Genomic DNA, 25508 nt, shown 5'->3' with positions numbered 1-25508 from the left:
GCATTTTTACCCGCTTGGCGGCGAGTTGGTGGCGTGATTTTTCCACCTGCGCCGCGCGCAAAATGTGGCATAGTGCCGGTATCATTCTAATTTAAGGGATATCTTTCCGATGAAACGCCCAGACTATCGTACGCTGCAAGCGCTGGACGCGGTGATCCGTGAGCGCGGCTTCGAGCGCGCCGCGCAAAAACTCTGCATCACGCAATCGGCGGTATCCCAACGCATCAAACAGCTGGAAAACCTGTTCGGCCAACCGCTGCTGGTCCGCACCGTGCCGCCGCGCCCGACCGAACAGGGGCAAAAGCTGCTGGCGTTGCTGCATCAGGTGGAGCTGCTGGAAGAAGAGTGGCTGGGCAACGACACCGGCGTCGATACGCCGCTGCTGCTGTCGCTGGCGGTCAACGCCGACAGTCTGGCGACCTGGCTGCTGCCGGCGCTGAAACCGGTGCTGGCGGACTCCCCCATTCGCCTGAATCTGCAGGTGGAAGATGAAACCCGCACCCAGGAGCGGCTGCGCCGCGGTGAAGTGGTGGGCGCGGTGAGTATTCAGCCGCAGCCGCTGCCGAGCTGCCTGGTGGATCGGCTGGGGGCGCTGGACTACCTGTTTGTGGCCTCCAGCGGCTTCGCCGAGCGCTATTTCCCGAACGGCGTCACCCGTTCCGCACTGCTGAAAGCGCCGGCGGTGGCCTTCGACCATCTCGACGACATGCACCAGGCATTCCTGCAGCAGAACTTCGATCTGTCGCCGGGCAGCGTGCCCTGCCACATCGTGAACTCATCGGAAGCCTTCGTGCAGCTGGCGCGTCAGGGCACCACCTGCTGTATGATCCCGCATCTGCAGATCGAAAAGGAGCTGGCATCCGGTGAACTGATCGATCTGACGCCGGGGCTGTACCAGCGCCGCATGCTGTACTGGCACCGCTTCGCGCCGGAGAGCCGCATGATGCGTAAAGTGACCGACGCGTTGCTGGAGCACGGTCACCAGGTGCTGCGCCAGGATTAAAACGAAAAAAGGTTCGCCCGCGGCGAACCTTTTCTTCAATACCACACCCTTACTGCGCGGCGTTACGCTGCAGCTCGAACACCACATCCACCTGATCGTCGAAGTGAATGCTTTGCTGTTCATAGGTTTGCGCCGCGTCGTTTTCCGCCGCCGCGCCGGCCGCCTTATACATCCGCGCCACCGGCATCGGCTGGTAGTTGGCGACCCGGTAGCGAATGCTGTACACCGGCCCCAGCTTGGCGTGGAAGCCCTTGGCCAGGGATTCTGCCTGCTGAGTCGCGTTCTCGATCGCTTTTTGCCGCGCCTGCTCGCGATACACGTCCGGCTTGGCGACGCCCAGCTCCACCGCGCGGATCTCGTTCAGGCCGGATTTCAGCGCGCCGTCCAGCAGCTCGTTCAGCTTGTCCAACTGGCGCAGGGTGACCTGCACCTGGCGCACCGCCCGGTAGCCCTTCAGCACCGACTCGCCGGTTTTCAGGTAGTCGTATTCCGGCTGAGTGCGCAGGTTGGCGGCGCTGATGTCTTTCTTCTCGATGTTGTTTTTCTGCAGGAAATCAAAGTACTGCGCCACGCGCTCGTCTACCTGCTTCTTCGCCTGGGCGGCGTCTTTGGAGGAAACGCTTACCTCGATCGCCAGGGTGGCGATATCCGGCGTGGCGTCCACGCTGGCGGTGCCGGAGGTGACGACGTGCGGCCCTTCAGGCAATTCAGCCGCCTGCAGCGCCATCGGTAGCGTCCCTAATCCGACCATTGCGGCCATAGCCAATGCTTTTAGCTTCACAGTGTCTCCTTAATGACAGGCTGTCTCTGATCGCCGGCTTTTCCCTGCGAGAACCGCCGGATTCCTGGCATCAAACGTAGCATATCGCACGGCGTTTTGAATTCGGATTAGTGACAAATTCTTATAAATTTGCCCCCTGCCAGGCCAGCTGCAGCGCGATGCCCCACATCACCAGACCGACCAGCGCATTGATGATGCGCTGCGCCCGCTGCGTATTCAGCCACGGCGCCAGCCAGGAGGCCAGCAGCGCCAGGCCGAAGAACCACACCGCCGACGCGCTGACCGCGCCAAGCGCGAACCAGGAACGCACGTCCGCCGTCAGCTGTCCGCCCAGGCTGCCGAGCACCACGAAAGTGTCCAGATAGACGTGCGGATTCAGCCAGGTGACCGCCAGCATGGTGACCACGATGCGCCAGCGGCTCTGCGCCAGCTCCTGCGCCGCGGCCTGCGCCGGTTGCGGGCTGAAGGCGGAGCGGAACGCGCCCCAGCCGTACCAAAGCAGAAACGCCACACCGCCCCAGGTGACTAGCGCCAACAGCAGCGGCGAGCGGGTCAGCAACGCGCTGCCGCCGAAAATACCGGCGCAGATCAGCACGATATCGCTCAGTGCGCACAATGAGGCGATCATCAAATGGTACTGACGGCGAATGCCCTGATTCATCACGAATACGTTCTGCGGGCCCAGCGGCAGGATCATGGCGGCGCTCAGGGCAAAACCCTGCAGGAAGACGGCTAACATGGGAAATTCCTCGAATGATAAAAGGCGCCGGACGTGGGCGCGTATCGGTCAACACGCGCATCATACGAGGAAGCGATCATTAGGTGAAATTGATGTTTCTAATCCAGTATCAGAAGCACTAATACTCCAAGCGGCGGGATTGCGCCGTCAAATTCGCTCATCGACGCGAAATTCGCTATCATCCGCCCCCACCCTCCAGCCGGCCGCCCGATGTCTACGATCACCGATACCTTTATCGCCCCGCCATGCCATAACCAGATAGAGATCCTCTATCAGGACGATCATCTGGCGCTGATCAATAAGCCGGCCGGGCTGCTCAGCCTCTCGGGCAAGAATCCGCAGAATCTCGATTCGGTACACCACCGGCTGGTACAGCTGTTCCCCGGCTGCGCCCTGGCGCACCGCCTGGATTTCGGCACGTCCGGGTTGATGGTGGTGGCCCGCAATAAGGCCGTCAACGCCGCGCTCTGCCGGCAGTTCAGCGAGCGCACCGTCGGTAAAGTGTACAGCGCGCTGCTCTGCGGCCATCTGGCGGATAACGAAGGGGTAATAGACGCGGCGATCGCCAAAGATCCGGCGCTTTTCCCGCTGATGTCGATTTGCGCCCTCCACGGCAAGCCCGCCCGCTCCCGCTATCGGGTCGTCGAACGTTTTTATCGTGAAACGGAAGGCGGGATCTCGCTGCCGCTGACGCGGGTGCAGCTCACCCCGGAGACCGGACGCACCCACCAGCTGCGTATTCACAGCCGGCAATTGGGCCATCCTATTTTAGGTTGCGATCTGTATGGCGGGCGCCTGCTGCCGGGTACCGAGCAGACACCGCGGCTGATGCTGCACGCCAGCGAGCTGGACTTTGTGCACCCCATCAGCGGAGAGCGGATAGCCGCTCGTCACGCCGCGCCGTTCTGAACGCGGCTTACCACATCAAATCGTCGGGCACTTTAAAGTCGGCGTACGGATCGTCTTCATCCTGCTCTTCCTGACTCAGCGCACTGTGCAGCACTATGCTGGCCGCATCGCGCTGCGCGATTTTATCGGCGACGCTCGCGGGGATAATCGCGTATTCACACTCTTCGCGGCTCTCGACAACCAAGCGGGCAATGGCGAGGCGGCCATTGATCAGCTGCGTCTGGGTCGCTTTATCCACCAGGATTTTCTTGATCAGGTTACCGTCGGTGAAGTTGAAACCGATATCGCCTTTCGCCAGGACGATGCGGTTCATCTCGATCAACTGCTTCACCTGCGCCTTGTATTCTTTGGACAGCGCGGCCTGCTTTTGCTGCTCGCTCAATTGCTTATCGCGCTCAAGCTGCGCCTTTTTATTCTCTTCCACCGCCTCTCTGGCCTCGCGCGCCTGAACGCGTGATTTTTTAGCCGTTCTCTGGACTTTGGCCATTTTCTTGCTGGTTACCAAGCCCGCTTTGAGCATCTGCTCTTGTAAGGTGAGTTTTGTCATGTTCGTGTCTGAAGCCGTGGGGTCATGGTGGGATTATACCCGTAATTTTTCAGGCTGCACCAGCTTGCCGGGCGGCTTGCAACGCAGGGCAACGGCGGCAACCCCACCTGAACCCCAGATCATGAATGTGGCTCATGTGGTAATGAAATTAAGTCTCTTTCACTCCCACCGGGACTCTGGCAAAAATAGACCTCATTAACGACAGACAATATGAAATCGGCTGAATGAAAAAATAGAAAAACAAGCCATTGAAATAAATGGATAAACCCAGCCCTCATATCATATAACAGGATGCTATAAGACGATGAATAGAGACTTTACCTTTACGATTAAGAGCAGTTCTTTCGATGAAGATTATAACCCTTCTGAAAATACGCGTATCACCACCAACTTCGCCAATTTGGCCAGAGGGGAAAACCGCCGGGAGAACCTGCGCAACACGCTGGTGATGATTAACAACCGCTTCAATTCGTTGGCGCATTGGGATAACCCCAAGGCCGATCGCTATGCGGTCGAGCTTGAAATCATTTCGGTTGAGATGCGCATTGAAGATCACAGCGCCAGCTTCCCGGTAATAGAAATCCTGAAAACCAACATCCTTGATAAAAAAACGCAAACGCGTATCGAGGGCATCGTCGGGAACAATTTCTCCTCTTACGTGCGCGATTACGACTTTAGCGTCTTGCTGCCGGCGCACAATAAAAACACGGCGGAATTTACCATTCCGGATGATTTCGGCGATTTGCACGGCAATATCTTTAAGCACTTCGTCAATTCAAACGAATACCATGAGAATTTCAGCAAACCGCCGGTGATCTGCCTCAGCGTGTCCAGCAAAGACACCTATCATCGGACGGGCAATCAACACCCGGTCTTGGGCGACGAGTATCGGCAAGACGGCGCTTCGCTGACCGACCGGTATTTTAAAAAAATGGGCCTGCAGGTGCGCTATTTCATGCCGAAAAATAGCGTCGCGCCCCTGGCGTTTTATTTCCCTGGGGATTTGCTGAGCGATTACACCGATCTGGAGCTGATTGGCACCATCAGCACGATGGAGACCTTCCAAAAAATCTATCGGCCTGAAATTTACAATGCCAACTCGGCGGCAGGGCAATGCTATCAGCCAAGCCTGAATAACCAGGATCATTCATTAACCAAGATTGTTTACGATCGCGAAGAGCGTAGCCGGTTAGCGATTGAGCAGGGGAAATTTACGGAAGAGCAATTTATCAAGCCCTACAAGCCCATTCTTGAGCAATGGTCTGCTCACTACGCGCTTTGATTCACTTAAATACAGGTCATCTATTATGAAAATATTGCTCCCTACCTCGACCGCCGGCAGCTTGCCTAAACCTTCCTGGCTGGCCCAGCCGGAAACCCTGTGGTCGCCCTGGAAATTGCAGAATGAAGAATTAATCGAAGGGAAACAGGACGCTCTGCGTTTGTCGCTGGCAGAGCAACAACAGGCCGGCATCGATATCGTCAGCGATGGCGAGCAAACGCGCCAGCACTTCGTCACGACGTTTATCGAGCACCTCAGCGGCGTCGATTTCGAGAAACGCGAAGTGGTTAAAATCCGCAATCGCTATGAGGCGAGCGTGCCAACCGTGGTGGGGGCGGTCTCGCGTCAAAAGCCCGTTTTCGTTGAAGACGCCAAATTTTTACGCCAGCTGACCAAGCAGCCGATTAAATGGGCCCTGCCGGGGCCGATGACCATGATCGACACGCTCTATGACAACCACTATAAAAGCCGCGAAAAATTGGCTTGGGAATTCGCCAAGATCCTCAATCAGGAAGCCAAAGAGCTCGAGGCCGCCGGCGTCGACATTATTCAGTTTGATGAGCCCGCATTTAACGTGTTCTTTGACGAGGTGAATGACTGGGGCATCGCCGCCCTGGAAAGGGCCGTTGAGGGGCTTAAGTGTGAAACGGCCGTACATATCTGCTATGGATACGGCATTAAGGCCAATACCGACTGGAAAAAGACGCTGGGCTCGGAGTGGCGGCAATATGAAGAGGCGTTTCCCAAGCTGCAAACGTCTACTATCGATATCATCTCGCTTGAGTGCCATAACTCGCACGTCCCGATGGATCTGCTTGAACTGATTCGCGGTAAGAAAGTGATGGTTGGCGCCATTGATGTGGCGAACCATACCGTTGAGACGCCGGAAGAAGTGGCCGCTACGCTGCGCAAAGCGCTGCAGTTTGTCGATGCCGACAAGCTCTACCCGTCGACCAACTGCGGCATGGCTCCTCTGCCTCGTCAGGTCGCCAGCGGCAAGCTGAATGCCTTGAGTGCGGGCGCCGAGATCGTGCGCCGGGAACTGCTGGCCAAATAACCGCGCCAGCGCCCGCCGCAGGAGCCTCCTGTGGTGGGCGATGATCATCGACTCCCTCTCCCCGCAACGTCCCCCCTCTGGTGTATACTCGGGTTTCTACGCGATGCCAGCCACAGCGGCCTGAACGGCCCCTCAGCCAGCCCACAACAGCTTAATAACAGTGGAACCCTCATGAGCCCAGATACCGCTCGCATCAGCGAAATTATCGATCGCGCCAGGATCTCGCCTTATCAAATCCTCATCCTTACCCTGTGTTTCCTGATCGCCCTGCTGGACGGCTTCGATACCGCCATCATCGGCTATATCGCTCCGGCGCTGCGTGAAGAGTGGGGCCTGCAACCCTCGCAGCTTTCTCCCGCCTTCGGCGCGGGGCTGTTCGGCCTGCTGATCGGCAGCCTGCTGTTCGGGCCGATCGCCGACGCCATAGGCCGCAAACGCGTGCTGCTCGTCGCGGTGCTGGTGTTTGGCGGCTGCACCCTGGCTTCGGCCTATACGCAATCGATAGAATCCCTGACCTGGTTGCGCTTCATCACCGGCATTGGCCTCGGGGGCGCGATACCGACCTGCATTACCCTCAGCTCGGAGTACTCACCGGCGCGCCGCCGCATGCTGCTGGTCACCCTCAGCTGGAGCGGCTTTACCGCCGGATTGGCCCTGGGCGGCCTGCTGGCCGGGCAGATCATTCCAGCGTTCGGCTGGCGCGGCCTGCTGCTGGTCGGCGGCATTGCACCGTTGGCGCTGCTGCCGCTGTTGGCCTGGCAGATGCCCGAGTCGGTGCGCTTTATGGCCGCCAGCGCCAAACATGCCGATCGGCTGCGCCGGGTGGTCGAGCGTATCACCGGCCAGCGTTGGACGGGGGGATCCATTTTCGATGACGAGCGCCCGGCGCAGGCCAGGTCGCCGATCTCGCACCTGTTTATCGAAGGGCGCGCCGTGCGCACCCTGCTGCTGTGGGCGGCATTCTTCTGTTCGCTGTTCGTGTTCTACCTGCTCACCAGTTGGCTGCCGACGATCCTCAAAGACGCCGGTTTCGATATCGCCCACGCCTCGCGCATCGGCGCGATGGTGCCGCTCGGCGGCACCCTGGGCGCCATCCTGATGGCGCTGCTGATGGATCGGGTCGGGCCCTATCGCGTGCTGGCCTTCTCCTACCTGGGCGCCGCGCTGGTGATCGGCGCTACCGGTTACCTGATGGGCGACGCATACACGCTGGCCGCCGTCGTGTTCCTGATAGGCTTCGGCGTGGCCGGCGCGCAAAACGGCCTGAATCTGGTTTCCGCCACCCTTTACCCGACCGCAGCCCGCGTGACCGGCGTCAGCTGGGCCATGGCCAATGGCCGCTTCGGCTCGATCGTCGGCTCGATGCTCGGCGCCTGGATGATGACCGCCGCCGGTTCGCCGGAAGTGTTCTTCCTCTGGCTGGCGCTGCCGGCGCTGCTGGGCGCAGTCGCCATCTTCCTGCTTTATCGCCTCAGCCTGCGCCGCCGCGCGCCACTCACCGAACCGGCGGCCGGCATCTGAACTCGCGGAAAATAAAAGGCCGAGACGCCATCAGTGACGTCTCGGCCTGCAATCAAAAAGGGGGCCAAGGCCCCCTTCTGCGTTATTCCGCCTTGGCGGAAGCGTCTTCGGTGCGATACAGGTGCACGTCCATTTGCGGGAACGGAATGCCGATGTTGTGGGCATCCAGCGCGCGCTTGAAGTTTTCCATCAGATCGAAGTACACATTCCAGTATTCCGCGTTGGTGGTCCAGGAACGGGTCACGAAGTTCAGAGAGGACGGCGCCATCTCGTTCAGACGCACGGTCACGCCTTTGGCGTGCATGATGCGCTTGTCGGCGGCGATCACGTCGCCCAACACCTTCTTCACCACATCGATATCGGCGTTGTAGGCCACGCCTACCACGATGTCCACGCGGCGGTTCGGTTCGCGGGAGTAGTTGATGATGTTGCCGGCGATGATTTTACCGTTCGGCACCACGATGGTTTTGTTGTCTGCGGTACGCAGGGTGGTGGAGAAAATCTGCACCTGATCGACGGTACCGGCCACGCCGCCCAGATCGACATACTCCCCCACGCGCAGCGGGCGGAAGATCACCAGCAGCACGCCGGCGGCGAAGTTCGACAGCGAGCCTTGCAGCGCCAGGCCGACGGCCAAACCGGCGGCACCCAGCACGGCGATCACCGAGGTGGTCTGCACGCCGACGCGCCCCAGCACCGCGATGAAGGTGAACGCCAGCACGCCGTAACGTACGATCGCCGACAGGAAGTCCGCCACCGTGGCGTCGATGCCGCGCAGCTTCATTACGCGGTTCAGCGCATTGCCGACCACGCGGGCCACGATCGAACCGATGATCAGGATAACGATGGCGGCGACAATATTCACCGCATACTGGATCAACAGATCCTGGTTCTTCACCAACCAGTCGCCGGCACCGTTGATGCCGTCTACTACATTCAAATCTTTCATTCGTGTCGTCCTAACTCAGTCCCTAACGGGAGAAACTCGCAAAAATACACTGGCTTCGGCAGCCAGTAGGAAACCACCGCCTAAGGGTAACCAACATTAAAGGCTCATGCCAACCGTCAGCGTTAAAAATAGCCGAAACCGCCCGCCGCTTCTTCTATGCTGAAAACAGCGCGTTGGCCATTTCACGACAAGAGATCCGTTCTTCATGCACATTCGCTCTTCGCTTAAACACTATTGGCAAGTGCGGCCCAGGCTGCTGTTTTCCGTCGGCGCCGGGCTGTTGTGCTTCCTGCTGCTGCCCGCCCAGCTCTCGTTGTTGCAGCGTTTGATGATCGGCTGGAATACGCTGGCCTGGCTCTATCTGCTGTTTCTCTGGCGGCTGATGTTGGTCAGCACGCCGCAGCACATTCGCCAGATCGCCCGGCGGCAGGACGAAAGCGCCAGCACGGTGTTGGCGCTGGTCAGTTTCGGTTGTCTGGTGAGCATTCTGGCGATCCTGTTCGAATTGAGCAGCGCCAAACAGGCCAGCGACTCGCTGAAAACCCTGCATCTGGCACTAACCGGCGGAACGCTGGCGGTTTCCTGGCTGCTGCTGCCGACCGCCTTCACCATGCACTATGCTCATCAGTTTTATCGCCAGGGCGCACAGCAGGATCCTTTGCCGCTGCTGTTCCCCGGCAACCTCACCGAGCCGACCTATCTGGATTTCGCCTACTTCTCCTTCACCATCGCGGTCGCGTCGCAGACCGCCGATGTGGCGGTCGGCGCGGCAGAGGTGCGCAAGATCACCCTGTTGCAGTCGGTGATCTCCTTCGCGTTCAACATGCTGATCCTGGGCCTGTCTATCAACGTCGGCGCCGGCTTGCTGAGCTGAAAACGAAAAAGGCTCCCCGCAGGGAGCCTTTTAATCACAAACAAAGGAGGAAAAAACGTGGTTTTTCCTCCTTTGTGATCATCAGCCGAAAATCAATAAATTGATTTTCCTTATTTTTTATATTTTGCCAACGGCGAGCCAGGCAACGCCATCAGGCTTGTCATAAACAACAAGGCTCCCCGCAGGGAGCCTTTTGCATCGTGCAACAGCTGGCGAAGATTACAGAACGTCTACCGCGTTCAGATCTTTGAAGGCCTGCTCCAGACGCGTCACCATGCTGGTCTGTGCTGCGCGCAGCCAGACGCGTGGATCGTAGTATTTCTTGTTCGGCTGATCGGCGCCTTTCGGGTTGCCCAGCTGGCCCTGCAGGTAAGCTTCGTTCGCTTTGTAGTACTGCAGGATGCCGTCCCAGGTCGCCCATTGGGTGTCGGTGTCGATGTTCATCTTGATCACGCCGTAGCTGACGGACTCTTTGATTTCCGCATCGCTGGAACCGGAACCGCCGTGGAACACGAAGTTCAGGCTGTTATGCGGCAGGTTGAATTTCTCGGAAACGTATTTCTGAGAATCGCGCAGGATGGTCGGAGTCAGCTTAACGTTACCTGGCTTGTACACGCCGTGCACGTTACCGAACGAGGCTGCGATGGTGAAGCGTGGGCTGATGGCGTTCAGTTTTTCGTACGCGTAAGCCACGTCTTCCGGCTGGGTGTACAGCGCGGAAGCGTCCATATGGCTGTTGTCCACGCCGTCTTCTTCACCGCCGGTGCAGCCCAGTTCGATTTCCAGCGTCATGCCGATTTTGGCCATGCGCTTCAGGTAGGCGCTGCAGATCTCGATGTTTTCTTCCAGAGATTCTTCAGACAGATCGATCATGTGGGAAGAGAACAGCGGTTTGCCGGTAGCGGCGAAGTGCTTCTCGCCGGCGTCCAGCAGGCCGTCCAGCCATGGCAGCAGTTTCTTCGCGCAGTGGTCGGTGTGCAGGATCACCGGCACGCCGTAGTGTTCAGCCATCTGGTGAACGTGGTGTGCGCCGGAGATAGCGCCCAGAATCGCAGCGCCCTGAGGCACATCGGTCTTCACGCCTTTGCCGGCGATAAACGCTGCGCCGCCGTTGGAGAACTGAACGATGACCGGCGCGCGCACTTTAGCCGCGGCTTCCAGCACTGCGTTGATGGAGTCGGTACCCACGCAGTTTACCGCTGGCAGCGCAAAGTTGTTCTCTTTAGCAACTGCGAAGACTTTCTGAACGTCATCACCCGTGATGACACCCGGTTTTACGAAATCAAAAATTTTAGACATGTTACTTTGTCCTGTTTCGTCGGCCGTAGATGGATGTAAATCGATGTTTTCACGCCGCGCAGCGTTAGCCGCGCGGTATAAAACAAACGGGCGGCTTTCGCCTCCCGTTGTCTGAATTACTGCTTAGCGCGCTCTTCCAGCATCACGACTGCAGGCAGCGGTTTCCCTTCAACGAATTCCAGGAATGCGCCACCGCCGGTGGAGATGTAGGAAATTTTGTCAGCGATACCGAACAGATCGATGGCTGCCAGAGTGTCGCCGCCGCCAGCGATAGAGAAAGCGTCGCTATCGGCGATCGCGCGGGCGACAATTTCGGTGCCCTTACGGAAGTTAGGGAACTCGAATACGCCAACCGGGCCATTCCACAGAATGGTCTTGGCGTTCTTCAGGATAACGGCCAGACGCTCGGCAGAGACGTCGCCCATATCCAGAATTTGCTCGTTGTCCTGGATCTCGCTCGCCGGCTTCACGGTCGCGGTTGCGGTTTCGGAGAACTCGGTCGCTACGCGCACATCGGTCGGCACCGGAATGTCGCAGGTTTCCAGCAGTTTCTGCGCGTTCGGGATCAGGTCAGGTTCGTACAGGGACTGGCCCACGTTGTTGCCCTGCGCCGCCACGAAGGTGTTGGCGATGCCGCCGCCGACGATCAGCTGATCGGCGATTTTGGACAGGGAATCCAGCACGGTCAGTTTGGTGGACACTTTAGAACCGCCCACGATGGCGACCATCGGACGGGCCGGGTTGCCCAGCGCTTTGCCCAGCGCTTCCAGTTCGGCGGACAGCAGCGGGCCGGCACAGGCGACAGGCGCGAACTTGCCCACGCCGTGGGTGGAAGCCTGCGCGCGGTGCGCGGTGCCGAATGCGTCCATCACGTACACGTCGCACAGCGCCGCGTATTTCTTGGACAGGGTTTCGTCGTCTTTCTTCTCGCCCTTATTGAAGCGGACGTTTTCCAGCACCACCAGTTCGCCTTCGGCGACGTCGACGCCATCCAGATAATCCTTCGCCAGACGCACTGGGGATTTCAGGTGGTCTTTCAGGTAGTTGACCACAGGCAGCAGGGAGAATTCTTCGTTGTACTCGCCTTCGGTAGGACGACCCAGGTGGGAGGTTACCATCACGCGGGCGCCTTGCTTCAGCGCAGCTTCGATAGTCGGCAGGGAAGCGCGGATACGCGCGTCGGAAGTCACTTTACCGTCTTTTACCGGCACGTTCAGATCGGAGCGGATCAGTACGCGTTTACCCGCCAGATCCAGATCGGTCATCTTAATTACAGACATGGTGAACCCTCTTTATTGAATCTCTATAAAATTGCCTGAGCAGCGCGCCAATCACGCCGGCGCCGCCGTACTAGAAACCGCTGGCGGCCATTGCCCGTGTTGTATCCAACATCCGATTGGCAAAGCCCCATTCATTGTCGCACCAGACCAAGGTCTTTATCAGGTGCTGCCCGCTGACCCGGGTCTGCGTACCGTCGACGATAGCGCTGTGCGGGTCATGGTTAAAATCAATCGAGACCAATGGTAATTCCGTGTAGTCAACTATACCACGAAATGATTCCCGTGCGGCCTTTTGCAACAGCTGGTTGACCTCCGCCACCTTCACCGCGGCGCTCACGCTGACGCTCAGATCGATAGCCGTCACGTTAATGGTCGGCACGCGCACCGAGATAGCCTCGAAGCGATCGCAAAACTGCGGGAAGATACGGGTGATGCCCGCGGCCAGCTTGGTATCGACCGGAATGATCGACTGGCTCGCCGCGCGGGTGCGCCGCAAATCCGCGTGATACGCGTCGATCACCGGCTGATCGTTCATCGCCGAGTGAATGGTGGTCACGGTGCCGGATTCGATGCTGTAGGCGTCGTCCAGCAGCTTGATCACCGGAATAATGCAATTGGTGGTGCACGAGGCGTTGGACACGATGCGATGTTCCGCCAGCAGCGTCTGATGGTTGACGCCGAACACGATGGTGGCGTCCAGATCGTTGCCGCCCGGGTGGGCGAACAGCACTTTCTTCGCCCCCGCCACCAGATGGGCTTCGCCATCCGCCCGGCTGCCGTACACGCCGCTGCAGTCCAGCACCACGTCGACGCCCAGCTCGCCCCAGGGCAACTGCTCCACCGCCGGCTGGTGCAACAGGCGAATCGCGTCGTCTCCGACGCTCAGCGTGTCGCACTCCTGCCGCACATCCCAGGCGAAGCGGCCGTGGCTGGAATCGTACTTCAGCAGATGGGCCATGCCTTCGGCGTTCGCCAGCTCGTTGATCGCCACCACGGAGATTTCCGCCCGTCGTCCCGATTCGTACAGTGCGCGCAATACGCTGCGGCCGATGCGGCCAAAGCCGTTTATCGCTATGCGGATGGTCATGCTGCTCCTGAAAAAGGGCCGTCCACGCCGGGTGACTCACCGGCGCCGCCCGGCGCTGACTGGTTGTCTCACTAACCCGCATAGAGTAGTGGATCGTACCGCCCGCTGTGAATCGCCGAGTTTGCATTATTCCCGCGCTTCAGCGGTTTTTCACCGCCGTCACATCGGCATTTCTGTTGAAGAGTGCTTCAACTGAAACGCTTCAGCTGAGCATAAACCAAAGTTTTGGCAAAAGGAACAGGTGCAACAGTTCCTCAGGTAACGGAGGGGAGTTTTACGAGCATAAGATGATCTGGCGCACATTTTTGGCCTCAAGACCGCGACGGATTTTCGCTCGCCGGCCCCGTTTCGCCATAGTGCTCACGAAAATAGTCGCGCAAAAATTCGACCGTCACCCGCACTTTCGCCGACGTTGCCAGCCGGGAAACGTACACCGCCCAGATATTGGCTGGCTGATAATACTCCGGCAGGATGTGCACCAGCCTGCCGCTGTCGATGTTCTCTTTCACGTCCCAGGCGGAACGCAGCGCGACGCCCTGCCCGTCCAGGCACCACTGGTGCACGATTTCGCCGTGGTTCGACGCCAGCGCCCCCGTCACCTTCACCGTCTCTTCGCCGCCCGGCCCCTGCAGCCGCCACAGCCCGAACGGGTGATCGCGTTCCTTGATCACCAGACAGGAACGGCCCGCCAGCTCAGCCGGATTTTTCGGCACGCCGTGGCGCTGCAGGTACGCCGGCGAAGCGCACAGGATGCGCTGATTGTCCGCCAGCTTGCGCGCAATCAAATTGGGGGCGATATCGTCGCCGATGCGGATATCCAGATCGAATCCTTCGCTGACCAGATCCACCAGCCGATCGGACACGTCGAGCCGCAGTTCCAGCTGCGGGTACTGCCGCGCCAGCGCCGACAGCGCCGGCGCCACGAAACGCCGGCCGAAGCCGAAGCTGCTGACCACGCGCAGCATGCCCTGCGGCGCCTGGCGCACCTCGGACAGTTCGTCCATCATCTGATCGACATCGTTGAGAATGCGCTGCGCCCATTCGTAGATGCGTTCGCCGTCTTCGGTGATCGCCACCCGCCGCGTGGTGCGGTGCAGCAACGACACGTCCAGCGCCTTCTCCAACAGCGCGATGCGCTTGCTGATAAAGGCAGGCGAAACGCCCAGCTCTTCAGCGGCGGCGGCGAACCCGGCGCGGCGCGCCACCAGCACGAACACGCGCAGGTCACTCAGGATCGGCATATTGTTCATGATTCGTGTTTTATGTTTCACCGTTTTCGCGATTGATTAACAGTTAGTCAATTATAGGATAAGAGTGTTGTCAATCTCCCCTACCTACAAATGAGACCTCTGTATGAGCAAAACTTACAAGATTGCCGCTATCCCCGGGGACGGTATCGGACGGGAAGTGTTGCCGGAAGGCATACGGGTATTGCAGGCGGCGGCGGCGCGCTGGGATCTGTCGTTGGAATTCGACACCTTCGAGTGGGCCAGCTGCGACTACTACCAGCACCACGGCCAGATGATGCCGGACAATTGGTTTGAGCAGCTCAAGGGCTTCGACGCCATCTATTTCGGCGCCGTCGGCTGGCCGGATACGGTGCCCGACCACATTTCGCTGTGGGGTTCACTGCTGAAATTTCGCCGCGACTTCGAGCAATACGTCAACCTGCGCCCGGTGCGACTGTTTCCCGGCGTGCCCTGCCCGCTGGCGAACAAGCAGCCGGGAGACATCGATTTCTACGTGGTGCGCGAAAATACCGAAGGGGAATACTCCTCGCTCGGCGGACGGATGTTCGAAGGCACCGAACGCGAGATGGTGATCCAGGAATCGGTGTTCACCCGTCAGGGCGTGGACCGCATCCTCAAGTACGCCTTTGAGCTGGCGCAACAGCGCCCGCGCAAACGCCTGACCGCCGCCACCAAGTCCAACGGCATGGCCATCAGCATGCCGTACTGGGATGAGCGCGTGGCGGAGATGGCGCGCCAATACCCTGATATCGCCTGGGACAAACAGCACATCGATATTCTGTGCGCGCGCTTCGTGCTGAACCCCGAACGCTTCGACGTGGTGGTGGCTTCCAACCTGTTCGGCGATATCCTGTCGGATCTCGGCCCGGCCTGTACCGGCACCATCGGCATCGCGCCGTCGGCCAACCTGAACCCGGAACGCAATTTCCCGTCGCTGTTCGAGCCGGTGCACGGCTCGGCGCCGGACATTTTCGGCAAGAACATCGCCAACCCGATCGCCATGATCTGGAGCGGCGCGATGATGCTGGACTTCCTCGGCGACGGCGATGCCCGCTACCGCCAGGCGCACGATGGCATCCTGCAGGCGATCGAACGCATCATCGCCGATGGGCCGCGCACGCCGGACATGCGCGGCGACGCCTCCACCCAGCAAGTCGGCCAGGCGATCGCCGCCCTGCTGCAACGCTAAACGCCGTTGATTTTCCCGCGCAGGGCGCTCTTTCGCGCCCTGCTTCGCCACGTCCGTTTTTCCGCTTCGATCGCCGCCGCAAATCCGCTGAAAATCACCGCAGAAAGCACGCCAATACCCCGGTCAAGATCACAACAAATTGTTTACATACTGTGTTTTATCCTTTTACAGATGCCCCAATTGTGGCCCTCCTGTAATTTGTGCACACTCAAAAATGTTAATGAAGAGTAAACATTTCCGGTGGCGTTCTGTCGGGGCGTTTGCTCCTCGCGGTGTAACAAAACAAAGGGTTCAAACCAACAAGGCCCGGGCGCACCCTACGCTTCGCGCACCGGCCCACCACCGATAACAGGAGTTCACTCCCATGCAGAGCACCCCTAAAAAGGATGTCACGCTCATCGCCATCAGTCTGTGCAGTATTGCGCTGATCGCCATTTGCCTGATGCTCTTTCCGGCTCAATCCGCGCTTATTGCCAACACCATTTTCAACGGCGTCACCCGGCTGTTCGGTTCAACCATTCAAATCCTGGTGCTGATCGCCCTGCTGGTGGTGCTGTATCTGGCGTTGAGCAAATACGGCAACATCCGCCTCGGCGAAGGCAAACCGCAATACTCCACGCTGGCCTGGCTGTTCATGTTCATCTGCGCCGGTCTGGGCTCGTCCACCCTGTACTGGGGGGTGATGGAATGGGCGTATTATTACCAGACGCCGGGGCTGAACATCGCGCCGCGCACCCCAAAGGCGCTGGAATACAGCATCAGCTACTCCTTCTTCCACTGGGGCCTGAGCGCCTGGGCGACCTACGCCCTCGCCTCGCTGATCATGGCCTACCACTTCCACGTGCGTAAGAACAAAGGGCTCAGCCTGTCGGGGATCATTGCCGCCATCACCGGCGTGCGCGCCAACGGCCCGATCGGGCGGTTGGTGGATCTGATTTTCCTGGTCGCCACCGTCGGCGCCCTCACCATTTCGCTGGTGCTGACCGCCTCCACCTTTACCCGCGGGCTGACGGCATTGACCGGCATCCCGGATAACTTCACGGTACAGGCGACGGTGATCCTGCTGGCGGCGGTGATCTTCTGTCTCAGCTCTTACATCGGCATCGACGGCGGCATGCAGCGCCTGAGCAAAATGGTCGGCTGGGGCGCTTTCGCCTTCGCCGGGCTGGTGCTGCTGGTCGGCCCCACCGAGTTCACCATCAACAACACCATCAACGCCATCGGCCTGACGGCGCAAAACTTCCTGCAGATGAGCCTGTTCACCGATCCGATGGGCGACGGCAGCTTCAGCCGCAGCTGGACGGTGTTCTACTGGCTGTGGTGGATCTCCTATACCCCGGGCGTGGCGATGTTCGTCACCCGCGTCTCGCGCGGCCGCAAGATTAAAGAAGTGATCTGGGCGCTGCTGCTCGGCAGCACCCTCGGCTGCTGGTTCTTCTTCGGTTCGCTGGAAAGCTACGCCATGCACCAGTTCATCAGCGGGCAGCTCAACGTGCCGGAGATCCTCAGCACCCAGGGCGGCGAAACCGCCGTGCAGATGCTGCTGACGGCGCTGCCGCTCGGCAAGCTGTTCCTGGCCGCCTATCTGTTCATCATGATCATTTTCCTGGCCTCGCACATGGACGCCGTGGCCTACACCATGGCCGCCACCAGCACCCGCAACCTGCAGGAGGGGCAAGATCCCAGCCCGATGCTGCGCCTGTTCTGGTGCGTGGTGATCACCCTGATCCCGCTGTCGATCCTGTTTACCGGCGCCTCGCTGGACACCATGAAAACCACAGTGATCCTGACCGCGCTGCCGTTCCTGCTGGTGCTGCTGGTGAAAACCTACGGCTTTGCCCGCTGGCTGAAACAGGACTACGCGGCCATCCCGGCGCACCTGATCGAAAGCAGCCCACCGGCGCTGCCAGACGCGCCGCCGGCCGCCGAACTCTCCGCTCCATCGTCGTATCAACCGCGCCCTATGGCGAAATGACAATAAGAAAAGAGGAAGGTTAACTTATGAGCACTCTGATCCCTGAATTTACCTTACCGAAAGATTTCTGCGCCGACGCCCGCGAGGCTTACACCATTCCGGCCCGGTTCTATACCCACCAGGCGGCGTTCGAACACGAGAAAGAGCAGGTGTTCGCCACCAGTTGGATCTGCGTAGCGCACCGCAGCGAGCTCGCCCAACCGAACGACTACATCACCCGTGAGATCATCGGTGAAAACATTCTGGTGGTGCGCGGCCGCGACAAAGTGCTGCGCGCCTTTTACAACGTTTGCCCGCACCGCGGCCACCAGCTGCTGGTGGGCGACGGCCGGGCGAAAAACGTCATCACCTGCCCTTATCACGCCTGGGCGTTCAAGCTGGACGGCGAACTGGCGCACGCGCGCAACTGCGAAAACGTGCAGAACTTCGATAAGGAAAACTCGCATCTGGTGCCGGTGCGGGTCGAAGAGTATGCCGGGTTTATTTACGTCAATCTGGACTCGCAGGCCGGCACGGTGGAAGACCAGCTGCCGGGCCTCGGCGCCAAAGTGCGCGAGGCCTGCCCACAGGTCGACGATCTCAAGCTGGCGGCGCGCTTCGTCACCCGCACTCCGGCCAACTGGAAGAACATCGTCGACAACTACCTCGAGTGCTACCACTGCGGCCCGGCGCACCCCGGCTTCGCCGATTCGGTGCAGTTCGACCGCTACTGGCACACCCTGCACGGCAACTGGACGCTGCAGTTCGGCTACGCCCGCCCTTCCGAGCAGTCGTTCAAGTTTGAAGAGGGTAAAGAAGCCAGCTTCCACGGCATCTGGCTGTGGCCGTGCACCATGTTCAACATGCCGCCGCTGGAAGGCATGATGACGGTGATCTATGAGTTCCCGGTCGATGCGGAAACCACCCTGCAGCACTACGACATTTACTTCACCAACGCCGATTTGAGCGACGAACAGCTCAAACTGATCGACTGGTACCGCGACGTGTTCCGCCCGGAAGATTTGCGGCTGGTGGAGAGCGTGCAAAAAGGCCTCAAATCGCGCGGCTATCGCGGGCAGGGGCGCATCATGGCCGACGGCGCCGGCAGCGGCGTCAGCGAGCACGGCATCGCCCACTTCCACAACCTGCTGGCGCAGGTTTATCAACCCTGATGCGACGGGGCCCAAGGGCCCCTTCCCCTGACTTGTGAGGTTCTCGTGAATATTTCCGATCGGGCGCTATTCCGCCAACAGGCCTACATCAACGGCCAATGGCGCGACGCCGACAACCAGGAAACCCTGCCGGTGAGCGATCCCGCCACCGGCCAACTCATCGGCAGCGTGCCCAACATGGCGACGGCCGAAACCCAATCGGCGATCGACGCCGCCCAGCAGGCGCTGGAAGGCTGGCGCGCGCTGCCGGCGCAACAGCGCGCGCAGCTGCTGCGCCGCTGGTTCGAACTGATGCTGGAACACCAGCAGGATTTGGCCAGCCTGATGACGCTGGAGCAAGGCAAACCGCTGGCGGAATCGCTGGGCGAGATCCGCTACGCCGCTTCCTTTATCGAATGGTTCGCCGAACAGGCCAAGCGCACCAACGGCGACATCATTCCTTCGCCGAGCAGCGATAAACGCCTGATGGTGCTGAAGCAGGGCATCGGCGTGTGCGCGGCGATCACGCCGTGGAACTTCCCGGCGGCGATGATAACCCGCAAGGCCGCGCCGGCGCTGGCGGCCGGCTGTACGCTGGTGGTCAAACCCGCCAACGAGACCCCTTACTCGGCGCTGGCGATGGCCGAGTTGGCCGAGCGCGCCGGCATTCCCGCCGGGGTGTTCAACGTGGTGACCGGCAACTCGCAGGCGATCGGCGCCGAGCTGACCCGCCACCCGCAGGTGCGCAAACTCAGCTTTACCGGCTCCACGCCGGTGGGCAGGCTGCTGATGCGCCAGAGCTCGGACACCATCAAGAAGGTGTCGCTGGAACTGGGCGGCAACGCGCCGTTCATCGTGTTTGACGATGCGGACATCGATGCCGCGGTGGAAGGCGCGCTGATCGCCAAATACCGCAACGCCGGGCAGACCTGCGTGTGCGTCAACCGGTTCTACATACAACGCGGCGTTTACGCCCAGTTCGCCGAAAAATTTGTCACCCGGGTAGCGGCGCTGCAGGTCGGCAACGGCTTCGAACCGGGCGTGCAAATAGGCCCGCTGATCAACCGCAAGGCGCGCGACAAGGTGCTGGAGCTGCTCGATGATGCGCTGAGCAAAGGCGCCCAGGTGCTGACCGGCGCCACGCCGCACGCGCTGGGCGGCAACTTCTTCACCCCGACGGTGCTGGGCGACGTGCAGCCCGGCTCGCTGCTGCTGGAGGAAGAGATCTTCGGCCCGGTCGCGCCGCTGGTGGTGTTCGATGACGAAGCCGAGGCGATCCGCCAGGCCAACGATACCATCTACGGCTTGGCCGCCTACTTCTACACCCGCGATGCGGCGCGCATCTGGCGCGTTTCGGAGCGGCTGGAGTACGGCATGGTCGGCATCAATACCGGGCTTATCTCCAACGAGGTGGCGCCGTTCGGCGGAGTGAAACAGTCAGGCCTGGGGCGTGAAGGCTCCGAATACGGCATCGAAGACTATCTGGAGCTCAAATACCTGTGCCAGGCGGTATAACTTTTTTATGCGCGGGGACGCCCGCGCTTTGGAGCCAATGAATGACCAGCTATCAGATGCTTGATGTTCGCGTCGTCGACATCGAAACCGTCACCGCACAGGTCAAGCGCTTTACCCTGGCGGATCCGCAAGGCCGGCCACTGCCCGCCTTCAGCGGCGGCAGCCACATCATCGTGCAAATGCAGGACGGCGAGCGGCGCTACAGCAACGCTTATTCGCTGCTCAGTTCACCGTTCGAGCTCGACCGTTACCAGATCGCCGTGCGCCGTGAGTCCCCTTCCAAAGGCGGTTCCGACTTCATGCACGATCGGCTGGCGATCGGTGATACGCTGACCATCAGCACCCCGAATAACCTGTTCGCGCTGGCGCCGGAGGCACGGCATCACGTGCTGATCGCCGGCGGCATCGGCATCACGCCGTTTATGGCCCATCTGCATGAGCTGCAACGCAGCGGCCACCGCTACCATCTGCACTACTGCTTCCACAGTGAAGAGCACAATGCCTTCCAGCAGCAGCTGACGCAAGCGCCGTTCGCCGACCACGTCAGTTGCCATGTCTCCAGCCTTGGCGGCCGGTTGGATCTGGCGCGCACGCTGGCCGACGTGGAACCCGGCGCCCATATCTACGTCTGCGGCCCGGCGGCGCTGAACGAAGCGGTCTACCGGATCGCCGCCGAACGGGGTATCGACGCCGCGCGTTTACACAGCGAAGCCTTTGCCGCCGAAGACACGGCGGGCGGTGCCTTTACGCTGGTGCTGGCCCGGTCGGGTATTGAACTTGAAGTGGCGGAAGACATGACCATCCTGCAGGCGCTGGAAAACAGCAAGGCAGCCAGGGTCGAGTGCCTGTGCCGCGAAGGCATTTGCGGCACCTGCGAAACCCGCATCGTCGAGGGGGAAGCCGACCACCGCGATCAGTATCTCAGCGACGAAGAACGCGCGGCGCAGCAAACCCTGTTGATCTGCTGCTCGCGCGCCAAAGGCAGCCGGCTGGTGCTGGATTTGTAAACGAAGCGCCCGCATCGGCGGGCGTCCTGGTTAGGCTTTCGGGAATATCCACAGATGCTCGGCCGGCAGGGAGAGCCGGCACAGCGCCCGATCGCGCGCCTCGTGGCCATAGGCGCGCACCACGAAGTCTTCGGCCACGGTGCGGAACAGGTATTCCCAACGATCGCCGAGATACATGCTGGTCAACAACGGCAGCTCAAGCTGGTTGCCCTGCGGATCTTCGCCCAACTGCACGCGCTCCACGCGGATCACCGCCGTGCCCTCCTGCCCGACCTGCACGCCTGCGCCCGCTTTGCCCCACAGAGCCCAATCCTTGCCTTCGATGCGCGCCCGGTCGCCTTCCAGCGCGACAACCTTGCCCGGCAAGCGGTTGTTGCTGCCCATGAACTCGGCGGTGAACAGCGTGGTGGGCGAGCCGTACATCTCCTGCGGCGTGCCCTGCTGTTCGATTTTGCCGTTATTGAGCAGCAGGATGCGATCGGAAATGGCCATCGCCTCGTTCTGATCGTGGGTCACCATCAGCGCCGACAGACCGAGCTTGATGATCAGCTCGCGCAGGAATACCCGTGCCTCTTCGCGCAGCTTGGCGTCGAGATTGGACAGCGGCTCATCCAGCAGGATCACCGGCGGGTTGTAGACCAGCGCACGCCCGATCGCCACGCGCTGCTGCTGGCCGCCGGAAAGCTGGTGCGGGTGCCGCTTGGCTAAATGCCCCAGCCCGAGCTGATCCAGCACCGCCTGTACCCGCTGGGCGATTTCCGCCGAGCCGGTCTTACGCAGCTTCAGCGGGTAAGCGACGTTCTCAAACACCGTTTTATGCGGCCACAGGGCATAGGACTGAAACACCAGCCCCAGGTTGCGCTCTTCGGCGGGAATTTCGCTGCGCGCGCTGCCGTTGTACACCGCGCTGTTGCCGATGACGATCCGCCCCTGGCTCGGTTTCTCCAGCCCGGCCACCGCCCGCAGCAGCGTGGTTTTGCCACTGCCCGACGGGCCCAGCAGCGAGACCACTTCGCCCCGTTTCAGATCCATCGACACCCCTTTCAGCACCGGGTTGTCGCCATAGGTCAAATGCAGATTCTCTACCGAAAGTTCAATCATGTAATTTCACTCCAAAGCGCAAGGCGATCCCCAGCCCCAGCACCACCAGCAGAATATTGATGAACGACAGCGCGGCGACGATATCGATAGCGCCCGCGGCCCACAGAGAAACCAGCATCGAGCCGATGGTTTCCGTGCCCGGAGACAGCAGATACACCCCGGTGGAATATTCGCGTTCAAAAATCAGGAACATCAGCAGCCAGGAGCCGATCAGGCCATAGCGCGACAGCGGAATGGTGACGTGGCGGGTGATCTGGCCGCGGCTGGCGCCGGCGCTGCGCGCCGCCTCTTCCAGCTCCGGCCCCACCTGCAGCAACGTGGAAGAGATCAGCCGCAGGCCGTAGGCCATCCACACCACGGTGTAGGCCAGCCAGACGCTGAATATGGTGCTGCGCAGCGAACGCAGCCAGACAATCCAGTTAGCACGCAGCCATTCGGCCATCGGCAACGCCGACAGCCAGCCTTCCTTGAGCGATTTGTCCAGCCACATCGGCAGGAACAGGAACACCCACAGGAATGCCAGACCGGCCAGCAGCCCCGGCACCGCGCGCGGCACCAGCACGCTGTAGTCGAGGAAGCGCGTGGCGCCATCCGGCTTGCGGTGCATCGCGATGCCGATAAACAGGTAGCACGCCACCGCCAGCGCTCCGCCGATCACCCCGATCGCCATCGAGTTGACGATGGCGCGCAGCAGGTTGGGCTGCGCCCAGATAGTGCGAAAGGTGTTGATCGACAGTTCGTCCCAGACAGACACGCCCACGCCCCAGTTGGAGATAAAGGCGCGCAGCACCACGCCGATCAGCGGCACGCCGATGGTCACGGTCAGCCAGAACACCACCACCGCGCCGGCCACCCAGCGCCATTTACCCAGCGGCAGAGCGCGGGCCTGCGAGGCTTTGCCCTTGACGGTGACAAAGCGGTTGGCAGTGCGCATCAGCCGGCGCTGCAGCATCACCAACGGAATAGTGATGCAAATCAGCACCACCGCCACCGCCGCCATCAGATGGTAAGACGGCGTGCCCAGCTTGTTGGTCAACTGGTACAGGTAGGTCGCCAGCACCAGGTTGCCTTCCGGATCGCCCAGCACCAGCATCAGGCCGAACACTTCCAGCCCGAGGAAGAACAGCAGCACCCCGGCGTACAAGATAGACGGCCGCACCATCGGCAGACTGACGGCGGTCATCACCTGCAGCGGCGTGGCGCCGGCGGTGCGCGCCGCTTCTTCAACGTCGGAGCCCACGCTGCGCAGCGCCGAGGAGATGTACAGATACGCGTGGGGCACGTGCGTCAATCCGGCTATCACCACGATGCTGGCCATTGAGTAGATGTTCCACGGCACGAAGCCCAGCAGCGCCTCCGCCCACAGCGAGAAGAAGCCTACCGGCCCCGCCGCCACCACGTAACCGAAACCCAGCACCATCGGCGACACGAAGATCGGCACCAGAATCAGCGGTTCGATGATTCGCCGCCCCGGCAGATCGGTGCGCACCATCAGGAAGGCCAAAATACCACCGAGCGGGATGGCGATAATCACCAGGCCGAATGCCAGAATAAAACCGCTTTTCAGCGCCTTGTAGAAATCCGGGTCGGTAAAGATGAACTCGAAGGCCTCAAGGCTGAAGACCTTGGAAGGAGAGAAAAACGGTGCCGAGAGGAAGCTTTGAATGATGATAAACGACAGGGGGACATAGATAACCAGCGCGGTTATCAACACCACCAGGCCGCGCGGCAGGCTCTGCCACTTTCTGCGCCATGCTTGCATAAATGCTCCCTATGGTTGTAAACGACGACCAAAGGGCGCGCGCCCGTGCGACAGGCGCGCGTCCGAATGCAGTCCCTGTTATTTCGCCGCGGCGGCGCGCCATTGTTTGATGTAGTCGAGACGCTTGGCCGGCTGCAGATATTCCAGCAGGCTGTCATCGACCGGGATCGGCTTGAGCGCGTTACCCAACAGCTTGGTCATGCCATCGATGTCGTTCTTGCCTTCGATGTCGTTGCGGATCGAGGGGATATCCGCCTGATTGGCGAGAATATTTTGCCCTTTCTCCGACAGCACGTAGTCGAACCACAGCTTGGCGGCGTTAGGGTTGCCGGCCTCTTTGCTGATGAAGCTCACGCGCGACAGCACCAGGGTATAGTCTTTCGGATAGACAATGCCGAGCGACGGGTCGCTCTTGGCGCGGGCCTCGGCGTATGAACCGAGGATATTGAAGCCGATCAGGTTTTCACCGGAGGAAACGCGTTCCATCATGGTGCCGGTGGAGGATTGCACCGCCAACCCGCCCTTGGCCACATCGGCCAGCGTTTTGAAGTAGTTAGGATCGGCCTTGAAGTCCTGCACCGACAGCATGAAGCCGACGCCGGATTTTTCGATGTCGTAGGTGGTGACTTTCTTCTTGAATTTGTCCGTCTGGCCGGCGATCAGCTTGGCCAGCGCCGCATGCGAATCCGGCACATCGCCTTGCGGGATCAGGCGTTTGTTATAGATAAACACCACCGGCTCGTAGGTGGTGCCATACACCTTCTCTTGCCATACCGCCCATTTCGGCAGCTGAGCCTGCTCGGGGGAGGCATATTCCTGCGCGTAATCGCCCGCCAGTTTCAAAATGGTGTCCATCGACGAGCTCCACACCACGTCGCCGCTGGTGCCGCCGGCCGCCTGCTCGCTGATAAAGCGGTTATACAGTTCGGTGCTGTTCATGTCGTTGTATTCGACCTTGATGCCCGGATACAACGCCTCAAACCCCTGGATCAACGGCGCCGCCGCCTTGGTGTCGGTGGTCGAGTAAATCACCACCTTGCCTTCTTTCTTCGCGCCGTCGACCAGTTTCTGATAGTCGGCGGGGTAGCCCGCCGGGAAGGCCGCATAGGCGGAAACGGAGCCCAGCAAGGTGATTGCCGCTACGGTCGCGCTGATTTTTTTCATCATCATCATCCATCCCCTGATCACATTTAATAAACCAAAAATTAACATATAGTTAATAACTGTGACGAGGCAACGGCGTTGCTTTGT

The 25508-nt window shown here is 60.3% G+C and carries 22 protein-coding genes; 11 read left to right on the top strand and 11 right to left on the bottom strand.

Translation table 11 applies throughout. The features are described 5' to 3' along the window. Positions 1–109: 109 nt before the first annotated feature. Complete coding sequence (locus ACMGF7_RS11925) at positions 110–1003, top strand: LysR family transcriptional regulator ArgP (RefSeq protein ID WP_004931613.1); 894 nt, start codon at positions 110–112, stop codon at positions 1001–1003. A gap of 49 nt (positions 1004–1052) precedes the next feature. Here ACMGF7_RS11925 and ACMGF7_RS11920 read toward each other — a convergent pair whose 3' ends face one another. After that, a complete protein-coding gene (locus ACMGF7_RS11920; RefSeq protein WP_031300626.1) occupies positions 1053–1784 on the bottom strand; it encodes an oxidative stress defense protein in 732 nt (243 codons plus the stop codon). 121 nt (positions 1785–1905) lie between these two features. Next, positions 1906–2523: an arginine exporter ArgO gene (gene argO, locus ACMGF7_RS11915; protein WP_004931603.1), complete on the bottom strand. Its 618-nt coding sequence runs from the start codon at positions 2521–2523 to the stop codon at positions 1906–1908. 210 nt (positions 2524–2733) lie between these two features. On the opposite strand from argO, the gene ACMGF7_RS11910 reads away from it, so the two are divergent. After that, positions 2734–3432: an RluA family pseudouridine synthase gene (locus ACMGF7_RS11910; protein ID WP_164095822.1), complete on the top strand. Its 699-nt coding sequence runs from the start codon at positions 2734–2736 to the stop codon at positions 3430–3432. Positions 3433–3439: 7 nt separating this feature from the next. Here the strand turns inward: ACMGF7_RS11910 and ACMGF7_RS11905 are convergent, their stop codons facing one another. Then, entirely contained in the window at positions 3440–3979 is a 540-nt protein-coding gene (locus ACMGF7_RS11905) for a DUF2058 domain-containing protein (protein ID WP_004931599.1), read from the bottom strand. Between the two features lie 304 nt (positions 3980–4283). Here ACMGF7_RS11905 and ACMGF7_RS11900 point away from each other — a divergent pair, with 304 nt between their 5' ends. From ACMGF7_RS11900 to ACMGF7_RS11890, 3 genes are all read left to right on the top strand, one after another. Then, a complete protein-coding gene (locus tag ACMGF7_RS11900; protein WP_049240092.1) occupies positions 4284–5261 on the top strand; it encodes a DUF1852 domain-containing protein in 978 nt (325 codons plus the stop codon). Between the two features lie 25 nt (positions 5262–5286). Further along, complete coding sequence (locus ACMGF7_RS11895) at positions 5287–6318, top strand: methionine synthase (RefSeq protein ID WP_202670389.1); 1032 nt, start codon at positions 5287–5289, stop codon at positions 6316–6318. A 171-nt stretch (positions 6319–6489) separates the two neighbouring features. Then, positions 6490–7839, top strand: a complete 1350-nt coding sequence (locus ACMGF7_RS11890) for an MFS transporter (RefSeq protein ID WP_273875381.1) — start codon at positions 6490–6492, stop codon at positions 7837–7839. Positions 7840–7921: 82 nt separating this feature from the next. Here ACMGF7_RS11890 and mscS read toward each other — a convergent pair whose 3' ends face one another. Further along, positions 7922–8788 (bottom strand): small-conductance mechanosensitive channel MscS, encoded by an 867-nt coding sequence (mscS, locus tag ACMGF7_RS11885; protein WP_015378992.1) that lies wholly within the window; start codon positions 8786–8788, stop codon positions 7922–7924. 205 nt (positions 8789–8993) lie between these two features. Here mscS and ACMGF7_RS11880 point away from each other — a divergent pair, with 205 nt between their 5' ends. After that, on the top strand, positions 8994–9662 hold the full coding sequence (locus ACMGF7_RS11880) for a DUF1345 domain-containing protein (RefSeq protein ID WP_044030526.1): 669 nt from the start codon (positions 8994–8996) through the stop codon (positions 9660–9662). 219 nt (positions 9663–9881) lie between these two features. Here the strand turns inward: ACMGF7_RS11880 and fbaA are convergent, their stop codons facing one another. The 4 genes from fbaA to ACMGF7_RS11860 all read right to left on the bottom strand — a co-directional run bounded on the left by fbaA (position 9882) and on the right by ACMGF7_RS11860 (position 14599). Then, complete coding sequence (gene fbaA / locus ACMGF7_RS11875) at positions 9882–10961, bottom strand: class II fructose-bisphosphate aldolase (RefSeq protein ID WP_004931586.1); 1080 nt, start codon at positions 10959–10961, stop codon at positions 9882–9884. 116 nt (positions 10962–11077) lie between these two features. Continuing rightward, a complete protein-coding gene (pgk, locus tag ACMGF7_RS11870) occupies positions 11078–12241 on the bottom strand; it encodes a phosphoglycerate kinase (RefSeq protein WP_015378994.1) in 1164 nt (387 codons plus the stop codon). A gap of 70 nt (positions 12242–12311) precedes the next feature. Next, the gene (gene epd, locus ACMGF7_RS11865; RefSeq protein ID WP_420286443.1) at positions 12312–13328 is read right to left on the bottom strand and encodes an erythrose-4-phosphate dehydrogenase; all 1017 of its coding nucleotides are present in this window, start codon (positions 13326–13328) and stop codon (positions 12312–12314) included. A 311-nt stretch (positions 13329–13639) separates the two neighbouring features. After that, the gene (locus tag ACMGF7_RS11860) at positions 13640–14599 is read right to left on the bottom strand and encodes a LysR substrate-binding domain-containing protein (RefSeq protein WP_274517900.1); all 960 of its coding nucleotides are present in this window, start codon (positions 14597–14599) and stop codon (positions 13640–13642) included. A gap of 82 nt (positions 14600–14681) precedes the next feature. On the opposite strand from ACMGF7_RS11860, the gene ACMGF7_RS11855 reads away from it, so the two are divergent. From ACMGF7_RS11855 to ACMGF7_RS11835, 5 genes are all read left to right on the top strand, one after another. Continuing rightward, the gene (locus ACMGF7_RS11855; protein WP_197764015.1) at positions 14682–15767 is read left to right on the top strand and encodes a tartrate dehydrogenase; all 1086 of its coding nucleotides are present in this window, start codon (positions 14682–14684) and stop codon (positions 15765–15767) included. Between the two features lie 364 nt (positions 15768–16131). Continuing rightward, on the top strand, positions 16132–17742 hold the full coding sequence (locus ACMGF7_RS11850; protein ID WP_197764014.1) for a BCCT family transporter: 1611 nt from the start codon (positions 16132–16134) through the stop codon (positions 17740–17742). 26 nt (positions 17743–17768) lie between these two features. Further along, complete coding sequence (locus tag ACMGF7_RS11845) at positions 17769–18893, top strand: aromatic ring-hydroxylating oxygenase subunit alpha (RefSeq protein WP_420286442.1); 1125 nt, start codon at positions 17769–17771, stop codon at positions 18891–18893. Between the two features lie 45 nt (positions 18894–18938). Continuing rightward, positions 18939–20387: a succinate-semialdehyde dehydrogenase gene (locus tag ACMGF7_RS11840; protein WP_197764012.1), complete on the top strand. Its 1449-nt coding sequence runs from the start codon at positions 18939–18941 to the stop codon at positions 20385–20387. 41 nt (positions 20388–20428) lie between these two features. Then, entirely contained in the window at positions 20429–21394 is a 966-nt protein-coding gene (locus tag ACMGF7_RS11835; RefSeq protein ID WP_420286441.1) for a PDR/VanB family oxidoreductase, read from the top strand. 30 nt (positions 21395–21424) lie between these two features. Here ACMGF7_RS11835 and ACMGF7_RS11830 read toward each other — a convergent pair whose 3' ends face one another. The 3 genes from ACMGF7_RS11830 to ACMGF7_RS11820 all read right to left on the bottom strand — a co-directional run bounded on the left by ACMGF7_RS11830 (position 21425) and on the right by ACMGF7_RS11820 (position 25424). Further along, the gene (locus ACMGF7_RS11830; protein WP_049240099.1) at positions 21425–22495 is read right to left on the bottom strand and encodes an ABC transporter ATP-binding protein; all 1071 of its coding nucleotides are present in this window, start codon (positions 22493–22495) and stop codon (positions 21425–21427) included. Further along, entirely contained in the window at positions 22488–24257 is a 1770-nt protein-coding gene (locus ACMGF7_RS11825) for an ABC transporter permease (RefSeq protein WP_004931567.1), read from the bottom strand. Before ACMGF7_RS11825 ends, ACMGF7_RS11830 begins: the two co-directional genes overlap by 8 nt. Positions 24258–24335: 78 nt before the next feature. Then, positions 24336–25424, bottom strand: coding sequence for an ABC transporter substrate-binding protein (locus tag ACMGF7_RS11820; RefSeq protein ID WP_041922370.1), 1089 nt, complete (start codon positions 25422–25424; stop codon positions 24336–24338). Between the last annotated feature and the right edge of the window lie 84 nt (positions 25425–25508).

It is taken from the genome of Serratia sp. BNK-17 (assembly GCF_048684935.1).
GTDB classification, from domain to species: domain Bacteria; phylum Pseudomonadota; class Gammaproteobacteria; order Enterobacterales; family Enterobacteriaceae; genus Serratia; species Serratia nematodiphila.
Note: the sequence above shows the minus strand (reverse complement) of the source record. Positions and strands in the feature narration are given on the sequence as shown.

What these genes read in the sequence shown, in the direction of transcription:
- ACMGF7_RS11900 (WP_049240092.1), top strand. Translation starts at nt 4,284, where the DNA reads ATGAATAGAGACTTTACCTTTACGATTAAGAGCAGTTCTTTCGATGAA.
- epd (WP_420286443.1), bottom strand. Translation starts at nt 13,328, where the DNA reads ATGACCATCCGCATAGCGATAAACGGCTTTGGCCGCATCGGCCGCAGC.
- mscS (WP_015378992.1), bottom strand. Translation starts at nt 8,788, where the DNA reads ATGAAAGATTTGAATGTAGTAGACGGCATCAACGGTGCCGGCGACTGG.
- ACMGF7_RS11925 (WP_004931613.1), top strand. Translation starts at nt 110, where the DNA reads ATGAAACGCCCAGACTATCGTACGCTGCAAGCGCTGGACGCGGTGATC.
- ACMGF7_RS11830 (WP_049240099.1), bottom strand. Translation starts at nt 22,495, where the DNA reads ATGATTGAACTTTCGGTAGAGAATCTGCATTTGACCTATGGCGACAAC.
- pgk (WP_015378994.1), bottom strand. Translation starts at nt 12,241, where the DNA reads ATGTCTGTAATTAAGATGACCGATCTGGATCTGGCGGGTAAACGCGTA.
- ACMGF7_RS11850 (WP_197764014.1), top strand. Translation starts at nt 16,132, where the DNA reads ATGCAGAGCACCCCTAAAAAGGATGTCACGCTCATCGCCATCAGTCTG.
- ACMGF7_RS11890 (WP_273875381.1), top strand. Translation starts at nt 6,490, where the DNA reads ATGAGCCCAGATACCGCTCGCATCAGCGAAATTATCGATCGCGCCAGG.
- ACMGF7_RS11855 (WP_197764015.1), top strand. Translation starts at nt 14,682, where the DNA reads ATGAGCAAAACTTACAAGATTGCCGCTATCCCCGGGGACGGTATCGGA.
- fbaA (WP_004931586.1), bottom strand. Translation starts at nt 10,961, where the DNA reads ATGTCTAAAATTTTTGATTTCGTAAAACCGGGTGTCATCACGGGTGAT.
- ACMGF7_RS11820 (WP_041922370.1), bottom strand. Translation starts at nt 25,424, where the DNA reads ATGATGAAAAAAATCAGCGCGACCGTAGCGGCAATCACCTTGCTGGGC.
- ACMGF7_RS11905 (WP_004931599.1), bottom strand. Translation starts at nt 3,979, where the DNA reads ATGACAAAACTCACCTTACAAGAGCAGATGCTCAAAGCGGGCTTGGTA.
- ACMGF7_RS11910 (WP_164095822.1), top strand. Translation starts at nt 2,734, where the DNA reads ATGTCTACGATCACCGATACCTTTATCGCCCCGCCATGCCATAACCAG.
- ACMGF7_RS11845 (WP_420286442.1), top strand. Translation starts at nt 17,769, where the DNA reads ATGAGCACTCTGATCCCTGAATTTACCTTACCGAAAGATTTCTGCGCC.
- ACMGF7_RS11835 (WP_420286441.1), top strand. Translation starts at nt 20,429, where the DNA reads ATGACCAGCTATCAGATGCTTGATGTTCGCGTCGTCGACATCGAAACC.
- ACMGF7_RS11825 (WP_004931567.1), bottom strand. Translation starts at nt 24,257, where the DNA reads ATGCAAGCATGGCGCAGAAAGTGGCAGAGCCTGCCGCGCGGCCTGGTG.
- argO (WP_004931603.1), bottom strand. Translation starts at nt 2,523, where the DNA reads ATGTTAGCCGTCTTCCTGCAGGGTTTTGCCCTGAGCGCCGCCATGATC.
- ACMGF7_RS11880 (WP_044030526.1), top strand. Translation starts at nt 8,994, where the DNA reads ATGCACATTCGCTCTTCGCTTAAACACTATTGGCAAGTGCGGCCCAGG.
- ACMGF7_RS11895 (WP_202670389.1), top strand. Translation starts at nt 5,287, where the DNA reads ATGAAAATATTGCTCCCTACCTCGACCGCCGGCAGCTTGCCTAAACCT.